The following is a 15,184-nucleotide window of genomic DNA, read 5'->3' on the forward strand; positions in this document are numbered from 1 at the left end:
TTAGCTTCGGGAGGTGCGCATGCCACATGCTGTCGACTGGCGGTCCCCAGATTTTCTGAAAATATTCGAACTATATGATCGGGCCGATTTCGCGCAGGAATTCCTGCGCCGGAACCCGCGCTACCGCGCTGCCTATCAGAGGGCTGCCGCTCCACGACGCCCAGGCGCGGCGCTCGGCCGCCTCGCGCGCCACTGGGGGTTGGTTTTTCGCCGTTGATCCCGACGCCAGCGCCGACGACGGACCGGCACTCTGGCGACCCGACATCTGCTGCGACCTTGCCATGGCCGCTCCCGGACCAACGGTTTTCTCCGGGATGACATTGTCTGCGGTCGCCGCTGCGGGCGGCGTTGCGGCCGAACTAATCTTCCACCGCGAGTGGCATCTCGTTTTTCTGATCGCAGGCCGGCGCCATCGCCTGTCGATCGCTGATTGCCGCGGTGACGAGACACTGGCGTATGTCATCCCGGCCGACCCGCATCTCAGCCAGCGCCAAGCGGCAACCGGCGCAATCCATCGCTGCCTCGCCAGCACCTCGGTTCCGGCGACCGGGCAACCCGGGCCGACCGAGCGCTGGCGGCTGGTTCAATGGCTCCGCACGCTCGACGGCCTCGATGCGAAACTGTCGCCCCGCGATCTCGCCGCGACCCTGATCACTCCCGACGCGAGGCATTATTCTGCGGCCGAGTGGGACGCATCGAGCGAGCGCCGGCGAATCGCGCGCTGGCAGCGCGGCGCCATCGCCATGCGCGACGGCGGCTATCGCGCGCTGCTCGGCGGGTCCTGATCGGGACATTCTGACGAGCCTCACTTTGTCCGTTCCGAAATACGGCCCCGATTCACGATTGTCGCCTCCTGCCCGCCGGCCTCCTCCTTGGTGTCCGGCGCGGTCTCAGGAGACCCTTGATGAGCGATTTTGCCGCCCCCCTTGTCCCGCGCTTTCTCAGAACCCCCGACGCCGCCGTCCATCTCGGCCTTTCCGCGCGCACGCTTGAAAAACACCGCTGCTACGGGACCGGGCCGACCTACCGGAAGCTCGGGGGACGCATCGTCTACGCGATCGACGATCTCAACGCCTGGGCCGAACTCGGCCGCCGCCACTCGACCTCCGATCCGGGCCAAGGCACCGTCCATCCCGCACGTCCGGTGCGCCGTTGATGTGCAGCGCGTCCGCTCCGCTGACGGTCGCCGCGGCCGCCGCCCCGCTCACCGATCCGTCGCAACGCGGCGGTCTGACTGAGGTCGAATTGACCTGGATCGAGGCGCGTCTCGAGCAGTGGATACGCTTCGGACGAATCGCCGCCGAGCGCATCCTCTCCCGCAGCGCGAAGGTCGTCGCCTTCCGTCCCGGCGCGACATTCGCCTTCGTCCGTTGGACGTCGAACGACTATGGCACGATCCATTCGAGCATCGCGATCGTGACCGCGGTGGATGCGAAATCGCCCTATGCGACGCTGCCGTTCGTCCTTCCGGGTGGCGACATCCTGCTTCGTATCGATGGCTGGCCGAAGGTTCAGAAGGTTCTCGAAGCCATCGACGATGTTGAGGCCGCGGGTATCGAGGCCTGCGACGCGGCGCCCGATCATTGGCGGCACGTCGGCAATCGGATCGCAGCCGGCATGCCGGTCCGCGCCTATAGCCGCGACCGACACGCCGCCTGGCTACGCCGGCGGGCGATCGAGTCATGAACCGCCGCTATTTGCGCGCGACGGTGGCGGCCGCTTCGCTGTTTACCGGGCTTTTTGCCGCGATCGCCTGGCTGTCGCCAGCGCCGCGCCTCATCTGGAATGCGAGCGCGAGTGCGCCGATCGGACTTTACGCGATCGAACCGGGCGCGCAGCCGAAGCACGACGATCTCGTAGCGATCATGCCGCCGGCACCGCTTGGCGCCTGGCTAGCCGAGCATCACTATCTTCCGCGCGGCACGCCGCTGCTGAAGCGCGTCGCGGGCCTTCCGGGCGCGCGGATATGCCGCTCGGGCGCATTCGTTACGATCGACGGCACGGGTGTCGCCAGCGCGCAGGAGCGCGATCGTGCGGGCCGCCCGCTGCCGATCTGGCTCGGCTGCCATGTCGTCGGCACCGACGAACTCTTCCTTCTGAACGCCGCCGCCGGCAGCCTCGACGGCCGATATTTCGGGGCGTTGCCGGCAGCCGGCCTGATCGGCGCCGCGCATCCCATCTGGACGCGCGATGCGCCCGGGGCGCCGCTGCGCTGGCGCTGAATGCCCTCCAAGCCACCTTTAACCTCAACCAGCCAGGAGAATATTCATGATCATCGGGACCTTTCGTCGTGACGTCGACAGCTACACCGGCCGCATCCAAACGCTCTCAATCGACGCCGAAATCAATATCCGTCGCGCTCCTCTCTCTGAGGTAGAAAACGCGCCTGCCTGGCGCGTTTTTCTCGGCGACGCCGCAGCTGGGGTCGAGATTGGCGCGGGTTGGGTACGCTCCGGATCGCGCGGCATCTATCTCGCGCTGCAGATCGACGACCCTCTTCTAACAGCTCCCCTGCGAGCCAATCTGTTCGACTCCCGTAAGGCTCATGACGAGCATGTCCTTCTGTGGTCGCGCGCCGATGCGCCCGGGAAGGACTGAGACATGGTGACGGCGCGGCGCCCACGCTTCGCAATCGCGCTGCACGGCGCAGCCTCGATTGGCGCCGCGCTGGCAGCCGTTGCAATGCCGGCTCCATGCCTTGCCGCTGCAGTTGCGGCACCGGAACCCGCGCATCCCTATGCCGGTCCGGTCGCCGAAGCCGCGCAGCGGTTCGGCATTCCTGAACTCTGGATCTGGCGCGTCATGCATGCGGAAAGTCGAGGAAAGCAGCGAGCCGTCTCGCATGCCGGTGCGATGGGTTTGATGCAGATCATGCCTGCGACCTGGAGTATGCTCTCGGCGCGCCACGGGTTGGGCAACGACCCGTTCGATGTGCGCGCCAATATCCTCGCCGGCGCGGCCTATTTGCGCGCGATGTGGGACCGGTATCGCGACATCGGTTTGATGCTCGCGGCCTATAATGCAGGCCCTGGACGCGCCGATGCTTATGCAGCCGGGCGGCGCGGCCTGCCCGCCGAAACCGTCGCCTATGTCGGCAAGATTGCTCCCGAGCTTGGTATTGTGCGCGGAGCGCCACCCGCTACCGCACCTGCTCTCGCGCCGCCCGGCTGGCGCGTCGCATCGCTCTTCGCCCCGGGCGCGGAAGCCGCGGTGACGCGCGATTCCCCTGCCGCAGTAGTCCAGCCGGATCGCAATGGCAGTGCATCGCTGCCGCATTCGACCAGCGCAGGGACTGCACAGAGCTCGCTGTTCGTCCCGCTCTCGGGTGCGGCTGAATGAGCAGGGTAGACGCCTCCACTGTCGTCGCTTTTGCCTTCGCAGCGAGAGTCTTTTTGGTCGGCTGGAGGGTGAATTTGGGAGGGCGAGATAAAAGACGTGCCAGCTTGCGGCACGTAGGTGGTTGGTTTGCGGCTATATTCTCATATGGCATCCACGCAGCCGCGCCATATGTTCCGCAACTTTCTTGTTATTTTCCCGTAGCTTGATGTCAGGCTTCGTGCGGATGACCAGCAACGACAGCGATTTTCGTGTTCGGCCGGGAAGAGGGCGCGATGCGGGGCGGGGGTCGGCGGCCAAGGGCCAGCGGCTCGCCGCGCAGGTACGTCGCGCGGCGGCGCGGCAAGGGCTGACGCCGCTGCGCAAGGGTGCGCGGGGTGGGACGCAGCGGCTGGGGCGCGGTCGGCGCGCGGTCGCGATGGCGCACTTTCGCGCCAATGGTCGGCGCGTCGTCGTCAAGGCGCGCCTCGTTCGTCACAAGGGCATGCGCTTTCGCGCCGCGCCGCTCGCCAAGCATATCGCCTATCTCGAGCGTGAAGGCGTGACCCGCGACGATCGGGCCGCCTCGATGTTCGACGGCGATGGCGATGCCGCCGATCGCGACGCCTTCGCCGCGCGCTGTGAAGGCGACCGGCACCATTTCCGCTTTATCGTCAGCCCCGAAGATGCGGCAGACCTCGACGATCTTAGATCGTTCACGCGCGACCTGATGAAGGACATGGCGACAGACCTTGGCACGTCGCTCGACTGGGTTGCCGTCGACCATTGGAACACCGACAATCCCCACATCCATATCCTCGTGCGCGGCGTTGCCGACGACGGGGGCGATCTGGTGATCGACCGCGCCTATATCAGCGAAGGGCTGCGATATCGGGCCGAGGAACGCGCGACGCTCGAGCTTGGCGTGCGCAGCGAGCGCGAGATCGGCCAGGCGCTGGCGCGCGAAGTCGACGCCGAACGCTGGACAAATCTCGACCGCCGAATCGAGCGCGCGAGCGCCGAGGCGGGCGGCATGCTCGACCTGCGTCCCCGCGGCGAAGGCGATCGCGCTTCGGACGGCTTATTGCGGGGCCGCGCCGCCACGCTCGAACGCCTTGGGCTCGCAGAGCGGATCGGACCTGCGGTATGGATCATTGACCCCGCTGCCGAGCGAACATTGCACGACCTTTCCATTCGCGGCGACATCATCAAGACGATGCACCGCGCGATGCGGCAGGGCGGCATATCGTTCGATGCTGCAGCGCTCGCTATTCACAGCGATATACCAGCCAATCCGGTCGCCGGGCGGCTGATGGCGCGCGGTCTCGACGACGAGTTGGCCGGCTCGGCCTATGCGATTGTCGACGGGACCGACGGCCGCGCCCACCACATCCGCTTCGACGATCTCGAATGGACAGGTGACGCCGCTACAGGCGCCATCGTCGAACTGCGAAGTTGGGAGGGACGCGACGGAAAGACGCGATCTTCGCTGGCGCTGCGCTCCGACCTCCCGCTCGGCGAGCAGATCGGCGCCCGCGGGGCAACCTGGCTCGATCGCCAACTCGCTGCGCCGGAGCGCGCGGTCGCAGGGTCTGGCTTCGGCCTTGCGGTGCGCGATGCGATGGAAGCGCGTGCGAAGTTTCTCGAACGCGAGGGCCTCGCGCGTCGGCGGGGCGCGCGCCTGATCCTCGCCAGCGATCTGATCGAGACGCTGAAACGCCGTGATCTTGAGGCGGCGCAGGAGGCCATCGCCGCGCGAACGGGGCTTGCACATCGTCCGTCGGCAGCGGGCGAGCATGTGAGCGGCATCTACCGCGAGCGCGTGTCGCTCGCCTCGGGGCGCTTCGCCATGATCGACGATGGTCTTGGCTTCCAGCTCGTGCCCTGGCGCCCCGCCCTCGACCAGCATCTGGGAAAACATATCGCCGGCGTCGTCGCGCCCGGCGGCTCGATCGACTGGTCGCTGGGGCGCGGTCGAGGGATCGGCATTTGACCGGGAAAGGACAAGCCAATGAATGACCGCATCTTATGGGGACAGATTGCCGCCGTTGCTTCGATCGTGACCGCGGCTATCTGGACCGCAACACAATGGACCGCAGCGTCGCTCGGCTATCAGCCCGAGCTTGGGGCGCCTTGGTTCCGGGTCGATACCTATCCCGTTTATCCGCCGCCGGCTTTCTTCTGGTGGTGGTTTGCTTTCGATGCCTATGCGCCGGCCATCTTCCTGAAAGGGGCCGGCATCGCCGCCTCCGGCGGGTTTCTTTCAATCATCGTCGCGATCGCGATGTCGGTGTGGCGTGCACGCGAACGTCGACGCGCCGAAACCTATGGCTCGGCGCGCTGGGCCAGCGAGCGCGAGATCCGAAAGGCCGAGATGCTTGGTCCCGACGGAGTCATTTTGGGCCGCATCGGCAGCGCCTATCTTCGGCATAACGGCGCCGAGCATGTGCTTTGTTTCGCCCCGACGCGTTCGGGCAAGGGCGTCGGCCTTGTCGTACCGACGCTCCTGACGTGGCCGGGAAGTTGTATCGTTCACGACATCAAGGGCGAGAATTGGCAACTGACCGCCGGCTTCCGCGCCCGACATGGCGCGTGCTGCTCTTCGATCCGACCAATCGTGCGTCGGCGGCCTATAATCCGCTTCTCGAGGTCCGACGCGGTGAATGGGAAGTGCGCGACGTGCAGAATGTCGCCGACGTGCTCGTCGATCCGGAAGGCAGCCTCGAAAAAAGAAACCACTGGGAGAAGACAAGTCACGCGCTGCTCGTCGGGGCGATCCTCCATGTCTTGTACGCCGAACCCGACAAGACGCTGGCCGGTGTGGCCGCTTTTCTTTCCGATCCGCGTCGGCCCATCGCATCGACCCTGCACCGCATGAAGGCGACCCGTCATCTTGGCGACCGCCCGCATCCGGTCGTGGCGGCGGCGGCGCAGGAATTGCTCAACAAGAGCGAGAATGAGCGGTCGGGCGTGCTATCGACCGCCATGTCCTTTCTCGGGCTCTACCGCGATCCGGTCATCGCGGCAGTGACCGGTTCGTCCGAATGGCGCATCGCCGATCTCATGGACGATGCCCTGCCGGTGTCTCTCTATCTGGTCGTTCCCCCGGGAGACATCAGCCGTACGAAGCCGCTCATTCGCCTGATTCTCAATCAGATCGGTCGCCGCCTGACCGAAGAGCTGGGCCCCCGAGCGCGGCCGCGGCGTCTGCTTTTGATGCTCGACGAATTCCCGGCGCTCGGCCGCCTCGATTTCTTCGAAAGCGCGCTCGCCTTCATGGCGGGATACGGGATCAAGGCGTTCCTGATTGCCCAGTCCCTGAACCAGATCGAAAAGGCTTATGGGGTCAACAATGCGATCCTCGACAATTGCCATGTGCGCGTGAGCTTCGCGACAAATGACGAACGAACCGCGAAGCGAATTTCGGACGCTCTCGGCACCGCGACTGAGATGCGCGCGATGAAGAATTACGCGGGCCATCGCCTCTCGCCCTGGCTCGGCCATCTCATGATCTCGCGAACCGAAACCGCCCGAGCACTGCTAACCCCCGGCGAGGTGATGCAGCTCCCCGCGAACGAGGAAATCGTGATGGCCGCCGGCGTGGCGCCGATCCGTGCCCGTAAAGCGCAATATTACCGCGACCGCCGCATGAACGATCGTATTCTGCCGCCTCCTGCGGTGGGCGGCTCGCCGAAGCCGCGGCGCGACGATTGGTCGATCCTTCCGACGCCTGCGAGGCCCGCCGAATCCGCTGAGGCTCCGGCCGAGGCGGAAGAGACTGGAAACGACGCGGCCAACGCCGGTATTCGCCAGGAACCCGAATTGCCGGTGCACGAGAATATTGCACCGCCGCCGCCTGCCCCGAGCGGCGAGTTCGATTTTGGCGAGAGCGACGGGCAGGGCGACGCCGCGCGGTTGCGGCAAGCCGCCGACCGCCAGATGGCGCGCAATGCGCGCACCGCGTCGCTCGATCCGAATGACGGGATCGACCTGTGACCAAGCCACACATCAAACAGACGTTCCGGCTCGATGCCGAACTTGTCCGGCTCGTCGCCGAACGCGCACGGCAGCGACGCGTAACGCGGACCGAGATCGTCGAGGCGGCGCTCGCTTCGCTGCTATCAGCCGACCATGAAGAGCGTCTCGAAGCGGCCCTCACGCGGCGGATCGACAAGCTGGCGCGCGGTGTCGATCGCCTCGAATGGAACATCGACCTTGCCAACGAAGCCTTCGCGCTGTTTGTCCGTTTCTGGCTGACGAGCACCCCGCCTCTGCCCGACGCGGCCGGACCGGCAGCGCAGGCGACCGGGAAGAAGAGATGGGAAGGTTTTGTGGACTCCTTGAGCCGCCGTATGGAGAGCGGTCCGCGGCTCGCCGACGAACTGTCGCGCGACATTTCGCCCGGCACTCACTCCGGACCCTCTTCGAAATAGGCCCGCAGCCGGTGCGACGTCTCGGGGCGCAGCCTGATAAAGCTGCGGCGGGCGTCCATCAGATCGGGAATGCGGTCGATGAGGCCAGCGTCGCACATTTTCGGGACAAGCCGAAGGGCGCTGCTCATCGAGGTGGTCGTCATGAGGCACAGCGCGCTCGTCGCGAGCGGTTTTCTGAGAACTTCATGGATGAACAGGTCCATCAGCATTTCCCAGGTTCACCGAACAACTCCTCCGCCCCGAGCAGCTGACGTCGCAGCATTCGCCGACGCATGGTGGCTCGTGCGTTTTCCAACGCTGCATCAATGCCCTTATCTGTTTCCGGCCTCGGCGATTTTAGGATCACGCCCGCTGTTCGCTGTCGCTGATCGGCGATCTTATCGCGGCACGTGATGTGACGGGTGTTGCTGGCACCGACAACTATATGATCGACCAGATTGATGTCGAGCGACCGCGCGATCGCGTCGATGTGCTGCGTCGTTCGCTTGTCCTCCTCGCTCGGGGTCGGATCGCCGCCCGGATGATTGTGGATAAGGATGATGCCTGCAGCATTCAACTCAAGCGCGCGTCGGAAGATCGTCCGTGGATAGAGGGCGAGGTGGGCGAGCGTTCCATTTTGCAGACATTCGTCGGCTATCAGCCGGTGGCGGCCGTCGAGGAAGAGAATCCGAAGTGTTTCGTCCCTGAGAGACCCCATCGACGCAATGAGATAGCGGCGAAGGTGGGGGTCCATCGGATCGATCGGCACGGCATCCAGATCCCCCCGCATCGCTTCGAGAAATATATCGTGCGCGCGGTGCAGCATGACCGCCACCTTCGAATCTTCCCCGAGAACCCGCGTGAGAGCCTCGATCGGTTGCGACCAAATATTAGCGAGACTGCGAAATTCGGCCAGCAGCGCTGAGGCTATCGCTTCGCTGCCGTCGGGTTCGATCGCCGAGATAAAGGCACCCAGGAGGGATCGCTGCCGTTCCGTGCTAACCGTTGTTGATGCCGCCAGGTTGCCACGACGAGTAGCGGCGCCAGAGGCCAGGAGCCGGCAACTTGCATCGTCAGATAGGCCGCGGAGTGCAGGTCGATCTCGATCGCGCGTGTCGAATGCGCGAGAAGCGGTAGGAATTGCAGCGCCGCCGCAATCATTGGCCAGAACCGATGCGCCAACAGCGCGATGGCCAGCGTCGCTACAGCCGCGAGGATATCGATCAGAAGGTGCCCCGTATCCACCGCAAGATATTGCACTGGAACAAATAAGTGCAGGGCCTGATCGGTCAAAAGCATGGCGACCAGAACCGCTGCCATCGCACGTTCGGGGCCGCCCCCTTTGCGCACCGCATAGACGAGGGCCACCAGCAGGATTGTCACGAAGAAGGCGATCCGCAGCATCATGATCACAGACCATGCCGATGGCTCCTGGTCAATCTCATCGAAGATCAGAGACATGGGCTGCCGAATTTGGCGCGATCTCCGGGCACTCGTGCAGATCGAGCCCCGCAGTCTCGCGGCCGATTACGGCAAGCTCGCCATGGACGCGCAATATGTCACCACTGACGCCGACGAGCGCAACTTGCGCCTTGGCGAGCCGCTGGATGGTCGCATGACCTCTGGCGGCGGGGACGCCAATCGTGTCCCGGCGTGCGGTCACCACGGTCGCCATCAGAGACGATACGGCGATCAAGGCATCGTCGATCTGGATTTCAGCGGCGGGCACCGCCTTTTGCAGCCGCGCTGCATTGAGATTGATTGGTTGGGTCATAACTTCTCCTTTCCGAAGACGCGGCGCGTTTCGGTTCGATGAACAGCAGGACGAGGGAGTTAGTTGGAGAGCAGCCGCGTCAGCGTTTGGCCAATGGCGAGACCGGCAAGGATGATGAGGAGCAGGAACAGCAATATCGCCGCCATGATCGTCATCCGCTTTGCTGGTTTGTCATCGCGCCTCCAGAAATTCCCGAACGGCGGGCCGGTGCCCGATTGTTCGGCGTCGGTTCCGAGGCTGGCTAGCAGTCCCGGGTCGTCGGCCGAACGTCCGTCTGGAAAATGGGATGGCACCAGCCGTGGCGGTTGGGGAAGTATGATCGGATCACATGGTATCTGATCATAGGTCCTTTTCAGGCGCGCGTAGATGATGGCAGTCTCGTCGCGGCCTGAGGCGCCCAGGATATCGCGCGCCGCGGTGAGCCTGAGATCGACGGCCTGCTTGGAAATGTCGAGATCGCGGGCGATCATCTTCGAGGTCTTGCGTTCGAGCAGGAGGTCGAGGCAGACGCGCTGCTTGTCCGTCAAGCGCGCCCAGCGTTCTTCCTCAGTAGATGGGTGCGACCCCGAATCACTCATTGTTACACTCTTGTCAAAATCGGACGCGGTGCAAGGTCCGGGGAGCGATTCGTTGTCATTTCGGGCAAAGTCGCTGAGAGGCACCTACGCCAATCCCTGTCATTCTACGCCACAGTACGACGGCATCAGAAGCCTGTTGTAAAACCGCTTTTCGTGCGTCTCTTACTCGTCCCCGTCGAGCCGGACACTCCCGTCCGCTCCAGGAAACGGGGTCCCCGATGGGCACAGAATCGCACCGGCCGGAGGCACATCGGCGAAGCGCACGGATGCTGCGCACGGCGATGGGCGGGCCGATCGCAGGCTGGCTCGCTGATGCCGCCGTTATCGAAATTATGCTCAATCCCGATGGTCGCCTGTGGATCGATCGGCTCGGCGCGGGGATCACCGATAGCGGCGTGACGATGGCTGCCGCCGATGGCGAGCGCATCATTCGTCTAGTCGCCCATCATGTCGGCGCGGAGGTTCACGCTGGCGCGCCCCGCGTGTCTGCGGAGCTGCCGGAAAGCGGGGAGCGGTTCGAGGGGCTGCTACCGCCGGTGGTGACCGCCCCCACCTTCGCCATCCGCAAGCCGGCGGTCGCGATCTTCACGCTGTCCGATTACGCGGACGCCGGCATCATGTCGGAGCGGCAAGCCGCGCTGCTCCGCAATGCGGTCGCCGAGCGGAAAAATATCCTTGTCGCTGGTGGCACCGGAACCGGCAAGACCACGCTCGTCAATGCGCTGCTCGCGGAGGTTGCGGGCAGCGAAGACCGAATCGTCCTCATCGAAGACACGCGCGAGCTCCAATGTGCCGCGCCCAATCTCGTCGCGATGCGGACCAAGGACGGCGTCGCCTCGCTCTCTGAACTTGTTCGCTCTTCGCTGCGCCTCCGCCCCGATCGTATCCCGATCGGTGAGGTGCGCGGCGCCGAGGCGCTCGAGCTTCTGAAGGCGTGGGGCACCGGACATCCGGGCGGCATCGGCACGATCCATGCCGGCAGCGCCCTCGGCGCGCTGCGGCGGATGGAGCAGCTGATCCAGGAAGCCGTCGTCACGGTGCCGCGCGCGCTGCTCGGCGAAACGATCGACGTGGTCGCAGTGCTGGTTCGCGACGGCGCCGGGCGGCGGCTTGCCGAACTCGCGTGCGTCGACGGGCTCGATCCCGCGACCGGCGAATATCGCCTCGCTCTCCATACCACCGATCCTGAAGGAGCATCATGATGACAAAACAGACGAAGCGCCGCTTGCTCGCGGGCACCACGCTCGATCGTTTCGGGGTCGCCGCCGTGACCGCTGCGGGCCTGATCTATACCGCGCCGGCTTATGCCGGTGGCTCATCGATGCCGTGGGAAGCCCCGCTCCAGTCGATCCTCGAAAGCATTGAGGGGCCGGTCGCGAAGATCGTCGCGGTGATCATCATCATCGTGACCGGCCTCAGCCTCGCTTTCGGCGACACGTCGGGCGGTTTCCGCCGGCTGGTCCAGATCGTGTTCGGCCTGTCGATCGCCTTCGCGGCATCGAGCTTCTTCCTCTCCTTCTTCTCCTTCGGGGGCGGGGCGCTCGTCTGATGAGCGAGGACGGCGGCACGCCCGGCTTCTTCGCGCCGGTCCACCGCGCGCTCGCTGAGCCGATCCTGCTCGGCGGCGCGCCGCGGAGCCTCGCGATCGTCAACGGCACGCTCGCGGGCGCGATCGGCCTCGGCCTTCGCCTCTGGATCGCCGGCCTCGCCATCTGGGCGATCGGCCATGCGCTGTCGGTCTGGGCGGCGCGCCACGACCCGCAATTCGTCGACGTCGCCAGGCGTCACCTCAAATATCCGAACTGGATGCGGCCATGATGAACCTTTCCGAATATCGATCGAAATCCGCCTGCCTCGCCGACTTTCTCCCTTGGGTCTGCCTGGTGGCGGAGGGCGTGGTGCTCAACAAGGACGGCTCGTTCCAGCGCACGGCGCGCTTCCGCGGGCCCGACCTCGACAGCGCCACGCCCGCCGAACTCGTCGCGGTCACGGCACGGCTCAACAATGCGCTGCGCCGACTGGGATCGGGCTGGGCGGTGTTTGTCGAGGCGCAGCGCGTCGCGGCCCAGGATTATCCAGTGTCCGACTTTCCCGATCCCGTGTCGGAACTCGTCGATGTCGAGCGCCGCGAACAGTTTCGCGAGGAGGGCGCACATTTCGAGAGCTTCTATTATCTGACCTTGCTCTGGATGCCGCCCGCGGAAGAAGCGGCGCGCGCCGAAGCCTGGCTCTATGAGGGCCGCTCGAAGAGTGGCGTCGATCCGAAAGAATTGCTCGCGAGTTTTGTCGATCGCACCGACCGGCTGCTGCATCTCGTCGAGGGTTTCATGCCCGAGGCCGAATGGCTGGGTGACGGCGACACGCTGACCTATCTCCACAGCTGCGTCTCGACCCAGGTCCAGCGCGTCCGAGTGCCCGAAACGCCGGCTTACCTTGATGCGCTTCTCACCGACGAGATGGTCACCGGCGGTCTCGAGCCAAAGCTTGGCGACCATCATCTACGCACGCTCACCATCACCGGTTTTCCGAGCGTCACCTTCCCGGGTCTGCTCGATGAGCTCAACCGTCTCGCCTTCGGCTACCGCTGGTCGACGCGCGCGGTGATGCTCGACAAGACCGATGCCACCCAACTGCTGACGCGCATCCGCCGGCAATGGTTCGCCAAGCGCAAGTCGGTCGCCGCCATCCTCAAGGAGGTGATGACCAACGAGGCCTCGGTCCTGATGGACAGCGACGCCTCGAACAAGGCGGCCGACGCCGACATGGCCTTGCAGGAACTGGGCGCAGATCATGCGGGCATCGCTTATGTCACGGCGACCGTGACGGTCTGGGACCGTGACTCCGCACTTGCCGCCGAGAAGCTGCGGCTGGTCGAGAAGGTCATCCAGGGCCGTGACTTCACCTGCACCGTCGAGGGCGTGAACGCGCTCGAGGCCTGGCTCGGGAGCCTTCCGGGTCACGTCTATGCCAATGTCCGCCAGCCCCCGATCTCGACGCTAAACCTTGCCCATCTCATCCCGCTGTCGGCGGTGTGGGCCGGGGCGGAACGGGACGAGCATTTCGGTGATGCCCCCTTGCTTTACGGCAAGACCGAAGGCTCGACGCCGTTCCGTTTCGCGCTGCATGTCGGCGACGTCGGCCACACGCTTGTCGTCGGACCGACGGGGGCCGGCAAGTCGGTGCTGCTCGCGCTGACCGCGATGCAATTCCGCCGCTACCCCGGAAACCAGATCTTCGCCTTCGATTTCGGCGGCTCGATCCGCGCCGCGGCGCTCGCGATGGGCGGCGACTGGCAGGATCTCGGCGGCGCGCTCGCCGACGAAGGCGGCGGGGTCGCCTTGCAGCCGCTCGCGCGGATCGACGAGGCCGGCGAACGCGCCTGGGCCGCCGAATGGCTCGCCGGGCTGCTGGCCGGCGAGGGCGTCGACGTCGATCCGGCGGCAAAGGAATATCTCTGGTCGGCGCTGACGTCGCTCGCCTCGGCGCCCGTCGCCGAGCGCACCCTCACTGGCCTTGCCGTGCTGCTCCAGTCGCAGGCGCTGAAGCAGGCGCTCGCGCCCTATCTTGTCGGCGGGCCATGGGGTCGGCTGCTTGACGCCGAGGAGGAACGGCTCGGTCAGGCGCGGGTGCAGGCGCTCGAAACCGAAGGTCTCGTCGGCACCTCATCGGCGGCGGTGGTCCTCGCCTATTTGTTCCACCGCATCGAAGGCCGGCTCGACGGCTCGCCGACGCTGATCATCATCGATGAGGGCTGGCTCGTTCTCGACAGTCCCGCATTCGCGGCGCAGCTGCGCGAATGGCTGAAGACGCTGCGCAAGAAGAATGCGAGCGTGATCTTCGCGACCCAGAGCCTCGCCGATATCGAAGGATCGCGGATCGCGGCATCGATTATCGAGAGCTGTCCGACACGCATATTCCTTCCCAACGAGCGAGCGGCCGAGCCGCAGATCGCGCGGGTGTATGAGCGCTTCGGGCTCAACGACCGGCAGATCGAGATATTGAGCCGCGCGACGCCGAAGCGCGACTATTATTGCCAGTCGCGCCGCGGCAATCGGCTCTTCGACCTTGGCCTCGGCGACATCGCGCTCGCCTTCGCTGCCGCCTCCTCGAAATCCGACCAGATCCGGATCGGCGAGCTCATGGCCGCCCATGGCCAGACGCAATTTGCCGCCGCCTGGCTGCGCCATCGCGGCGTCGACTGGGCGGCCGACCTCCTCGGCCATCTCGAAATCGCTTCCCCCACGCAGGAGTAATGCAAATGAAGAAATGCCCCATCCATCGCCTGTTGCTTGCAGCGCTGCTCGCCGGCACCGCCGGTCCCGCGACATTGATGAGCAGTCCGGCGCTCGCGCAGGTCGGCGGCATCGTCCACGATCCGCGCAACTATGCGCAGAACATCCTCACCGCCGCGCGCACGCTCGAGCAGATCAACAACCAGATCAAGCAGTTGCAGAATCAGGCGACTTCTCTGCTCAACGAGGGGCGCAATCTCGCCAGCCTGCCGACGTCGAGCCTGCAGGAGCTGCAGGCACAGGTCGACCAGACGCGCCAGCTGCTCGGCGAGGCGCAGCGCATTGCCTTCGATGTGAAGGACGTCCAGGCGGCGTTCAATCAGCGCTATAAAGGGCCCGCGCTGTCGGGCTCGCATGCCGCGATGGTCGCCAATGCCGAGGGTCGCTGGGAAGACAGCGTCGGCGCCTTCGAAGACGCGATGAAGGTGCAGGCGGGCATCGTCGGCAATCTTGGCACGACGCGCCAGTCGATCTCGAAGCTCGTCACCGCGAGCCAGTCGGCGGTCGGCGCGCTCCAGGCGGCGCAGGCCGGCAACCAGCTGCTCGCGCTCCAGTCGCAGCAGCTCGCCGACCTCACCGCCGCGATCGCGGCGCAGGGTAGGGCCGGGGCGCTCGAAGCGGCGCGAAACGCCGCCGCCGAAGCCGAAGCGCGCGAGCGCTTCCGCCGCTTCCGCAAAGCCGATTGAGATGGGACGGGCGGCGAGGATCGCGGTCATCGGAGTGCTGAGCGGCCTGCTCATGACGCTCGCGATCGTCACCGCGATATCGCCGTCCGCGCCCCGTGCGTCCGCTCCGGAGTCGGGCCGGGCGGAC

19 protein-coding genes and 1 pseudogene are annotated in these 15,184 nt (G+C 65.5%); 15 read left to right on the forward strand and 5 right to left on the reverse strand.

What is annotated here, in order from left to right; translation table 11 throughout:
• Positions 1–19 precede the first annotated feature (19 nt).
• The 10 genes and pseudogenes from ACREBX_RS13510 to ACREBX_RS13555 all read left to right on the forward strand — a co-directional run bounded on the left by ACREBX_RS13510 (position 20) and on the right by ACREBX_RS13555 (position 7,748).
• Positions 20–217: a transcriptional regulator domain-containing protein gene (locus ACREBX_RS13510; RefSeq protein ID WP_431562259.1), complete on the forward strand. Its 198-nt coding sequence runs from the start codon at positions 20–22 to the stop codon at positions 215–217.
• Between the two features lie 97 nt (positions 218–314).
• Positions 315–785 carry a DUF2285 domain-containing protein gene (locus tag ACREBX_RS13515; RefSeq protein ID WP_431562260.1) on the forward strand — a complete coding sequence of 157 codons (471 nt, stop codon included), beginning with the start codon at positions 315–317 and terminating at the stop codon, positions 783–785.
• A gap of 119 nt (positions 786–904) precedes the next feature.
• On the forward strand, positions 905–1,156 hold the full coding sequence (locus tag ACREBX_RS13520) for a helix-turn-helix transcriptional regulator (RefSeq protein WP_431562261.1): 252 nt from the start codon (positions 905–907) through the stop codon (positions 1,154–1,156).
• Positions 1,156–1,686 carry a DUF2840 domain-containing protein gene (locus ACREBX_RS13525; RefSeq protein WP_431562262.1) on the forward strand — a complete coding sequence of 177 codons (531 nt, stop codon included), beginning with the start codon at positions 1,156–1,158 and terminating at the stop codon, positions 1,684–1,686. Before ACREBX_RS13520 ends, ACREBX_RS13525 begins: the two co-directional genes overlap by 1 nt.
• Positions 1,683–2,222 carry a S26 family signal peptidase gene (locus tag ACREBX_RS13530; RefSeq protein WP_431562263.1) on the forward strand — a complete coding sequence of 180 codons (540 nt, stop codon included), beginning with the start codon at positions 1,683–1,685 and terminating at the stop codon, positions 2,220–2,222. Before ACREBX_RS13525 ends, ACREBX_RS13530 begins: the two co-directional genes overlap by 4 nt.
• Before the next feature lie 46 nt (positions 2,223–2,268).
• Entirely contained in the window at positions 2,269–2,598 is a 330-nt protein-coding gene (locus ACREBX_RS13535; RefSeq protein WP_431562264.1) for a DUF736 domain-containing protein, read from the forward strand.
• Positions 2,599–2,601: 3 nt separating this feature from the next.
• Positions 2,602–3,339, forward strand: a complete 738-nt coding sequence (locus ACREBX_RS13540; RefSeq protein ID WP_431562265.1) for a lytic transglycosylase domain-containing protein — start codon at positions 2,602–2,604, stop codon at positions 3,337–3,339.
• Between the two features lie 223 nt (positions 3,340–3,562).
• Positions 3,563–5,308, forward strand: coding sequence for a relaxase/mobilization nuclease domain-containing protein (locus tag ACREBX_RS13545; protein ID WP_431562266.1), 1,746 nt, complete (start codon positions 3,563–3,565; stop codon positions 5,306–5,308).
• Positions 5,309–5,326: 18 nt separating this feature from the next.
• Positions 5,327–7,311: pseudogene (locus tag ACREBX_RS13550) on the forward strand (conjugal transfer protein TraG).
• A complete protein-coding gene (locus ACREBX_RS13555; RefSeq protein WP_431562267.1) occupies positions 7,308–7,748 on the forward strand; it encodes a ribbon-helix-helix protein, CopG family in 441 nt (146 codons plus the stop codon). The pseudogene ACREBX_RS13550 and the gene ACREBX_RS13555 overlap by 4 nt, the downstream one beginning before the upstream one ends.
• Here ACREBX_RS13555 and ACREBX_RS13560 read toward each other — a convergent pair.
• The 5 genes from ACREBX_RS13560 to ACREBX_RS13580 form a co-directional block, all read right to left on the reverse strand.
• On the reverse strand, positions 7,724–7,951 hold the full coding sequence (locus ACREBX_RS13560; RefSeq protein WP_431562268.1) for a hypothetical protein: 228 nt from the start codon (positions 7,949–7,951) through the stop codon (positions 7,724–7,726). The genes ACREBX_RS13555 and ACREBX_RS13560 overlap by 25 nt on opposite strands.
• Positions 7,951–8,553, reverse strand: a complete 603-nt coding sequence (locus ACREBX_RS13565; RefSeq protein ID WP_431562281.1) for a JAB domain-containing protein — start codon at positions 8,551–8,553, stop codon at positions 7,951–7,953. The genes ACREBX_RS13560 and ACREBX_RS13565 overlap by 1 nt, the downstream gene beginning before the upstream one ends.
• Positions 8,554–8,654: 101 nt before the next feature.
• Positions 8,655–9,188, reverse strand: a complete 534-nt coding sequence (locus tag ACREBX_RS13570; RefSeq protein WP_431562269.1) for a hypothetical protein — start codon at positions 9,186–9,188, stop codon at positions 8,655–8,657.
• A complete protein-coding gene (locus tag ACREBX_RS13575) occupies positions 9,169–9,501 on the reverse strand; it encodes a hypothetical protein (RefSeq protein ID WP_431562270.1) in 333 nt (110 codons plus the stop codon). The genes ACREBX_RS13570 and ACREBX_RS13575 overlap by 20 nt, the downstream gene beginning before the upstream one ends.
• A gap of 59 nt (positions 9,502–9,560) precedes the next feature.
• A complete protein-coding gene (locus ACREBX_RS13580; RefSeq protein ID WP_431562271.1) occupies positions 9,561–10,163 on the reverse strand; it encodes a helix-turn-helix transcriptional regulator in 603 nt (200 codons plus the stop codon).
• Positions 10,164–10,297: 134 nt separating this feature from the next.
• On the opposite strand from ACREBX_RS13580, the gene trbB reads away from it, so the two are divergent.
• The 5 genes from trbB to trbJ are packed head-to-tail and all read left to right on the forward strand — an operon-like array spanning position 10,298 to position 15,057.
• Positions 10,298–11,281 (forward strand): P-type conjugative transfer ATPase TrbB, encoded by a 984-nt coding sequence (gene trbB, locus ACREBX_RS13585; RefSeq protein ID WP_431562272.1) that lies wholly within the window; start codon positions 10,298–10,300, stop codon positions 11,279–11,281.
• Positions 11,281–11,628 carry a TrbC/VirB2 family protein gene (locus tag ACREBX_RS13590; protein ID WP_431562282.1) on the forward strand — a complete coding sequence of 116 codons (348 nt, stop codon included), beginning with the start codon at positions 11,281–11,283 and terminating at the stop codon, positions 11,626–11,628. The genes trbB and ACREBX_RS13590 overlap by 1 nt, the downstream gene beginning before the upstream one ends.
• The gene (locus ACREBX_RS13595) at positions 11,628–11,897 is read left to right on the forward strand and encodes a VirB3 family type IV secretion system protein (protein WP_431562273.1); all 270 of its coding nucleotides are present in this window, start codon (positions 11,628–11,630) and stop codon (positions 11,895–11,897) included. Before ACREBX_RS13590 ends, ACREBX_RS13595 begins: the two co-directional genes overlap by 1 nt.
• A complete protein-coding gene (gene trbE, locus ACREBX_RS13600) occupies positions 11,894–14,332 on the forward strand; it encodes a conjugal transfer protein TrbE (RefSeq protein ID WP_431562274.1) in 2,439 nt (812 codons plus the stop codon). Before ACREBX_RS13595 ends, trbE begins: the two co-directional genes overlap by 4 nt.
• Positions 14,333–14,337: 5 nt before the next feature.
• Positions 14,338–15,057, forward strand: coding sequence for a P-type conjugative transfer protein TrbJ (gene trbJ, locus ACREBX_RS13605; RefSeq protein ID WP_431562275.1), 720 nt, complete (start codon positions 14,338–14,340; stop codon positions 15,055–15,057).
• Positions 15,058–15,184: the final 127 nt, after the last annotated feature.

This window comes from Sphingopyxis sp., from assembly GCF_050725655.1.
In the GTDB taxonomy this organism is placed as follows: Bacteria; Pseudomonadota; Alphaproteobacteria; order Sphingomonadales; family Sphingomonadaceae; genus Sphingopyxis.

Coding starts and splice junctions, on each gene's coding strand:
- trbE (WP_431562274.1), top strand. CDS start 11,894: ATGATGAACCTTTCCGAATATCGATCGAAATCCGCCTGCCTCGCCGAC.
- ACREBX_RS13540 (WP_431562265.1), top strand. CDS start 2,602: ATGGTGACGGCGCGGCGCCCACGCTTCGCAATCGCGCTGCACGGCGCA.
- ACREBX_RS13575 (WP_431562270.1), bottom strand. CDS start 9,501: ATGACCCAACCAATCAATCTCAATGCAGCGCGGCTGCAAAAGGCGGTG.
- ACREBX_RS13590 (WP_431562282.1), top strand. CDS start 11,281: ATGACAAAACAGACGAAGCGCCGCTTGCTCGCGGGCACCACGCTCGAT.
- ACREBX_RS13595 (WP_431562273.1), top strand. CDS start 11,628: ATGAGCGAGGACGGCGGCACGCCCGGCTTCTTCGCGCCGGTCCACCGC.
- trbB (WP_431562272.1), top strand. CDS start 10,298: ATGGGCACAGAATCGCACCGGCCGGAGGCACATCGGCGAAGCGCACGG.
- ACREBX_RS13565 (WP_431562281.1), bottom strand. CDS start 8,553: ATGCTGCACCGCGCGCACGATATATTTCTCGAAGCGATGCGGGGGGAT.
- ACREBX_RS13545 (WP_431562266.1), top strand. CDS start 3,563: ATGACCAGCAACGACAGCGATTTTCGTGTTCGGCCGGGAAGAGGGCGC.
- ACREBX_RS13535 (WP_431562264.1), top strand. CDS start 2,269: ATGATCATCGGGACCTTTCGTCGTGACGTCGACAGCTACACCGGCCGC.
- ACREBX_RS13530 (WP_431562263.1), top strand. CDS start 1,683: ATGAACCGCCGCTATTTGCGCGCGACGGTGGCGGCCGCTTCGCTGTTT.
- ACREBX_RS13560 (WP_431562268.1), bottom strand. CDS start 7,951: ATGGACCTGTTCATCCATGAAGTTCTCAGAAAACCGCTCGCGACGAGC.
- ACREBX_RS13570 (WP_431562269.1), bottom strand. CDS start 9,188: ATGTCTCTGATCTTCGATGAGATTGACCAGGAGCCATCGGCATGGTCT.
- ACREBX_RS13520 (WP_431562261.1), top strand. CDS start 905: ATGAGCGATTTTGCCGCCCCCCTTGTCCCGCGCTTTCTCAGAACCCCC.
- ACREBX_RS13515 (WP_431562260.1), top strand. CDS start 315: ATGACATTGTCTGCGGTCGCCGCTGCGGGCGGCGTTGCGGCCGAACTA.
- ACREBX_RS13525 (WP_431562262.1), top strand. CDS start 1,156: ATGTGCAGCGCGTCCGCTCCGCTGACGGTCGCCGCGGCCGCCGCCCCG.
- ACREBX_RS13510 (WP_431562259.1), top strand. CDS start 20: ATGCCACATGCTGTCGACTGGCGGTCCCCAGATTTTCTGAAAATATTC.
- trbJ (WP_431562275.1), top strand. CDS start 14,338: ATGAAGAAATGCCCCATCCATCGCCTGTTGCTTGCAGCGCTGCTCGCC.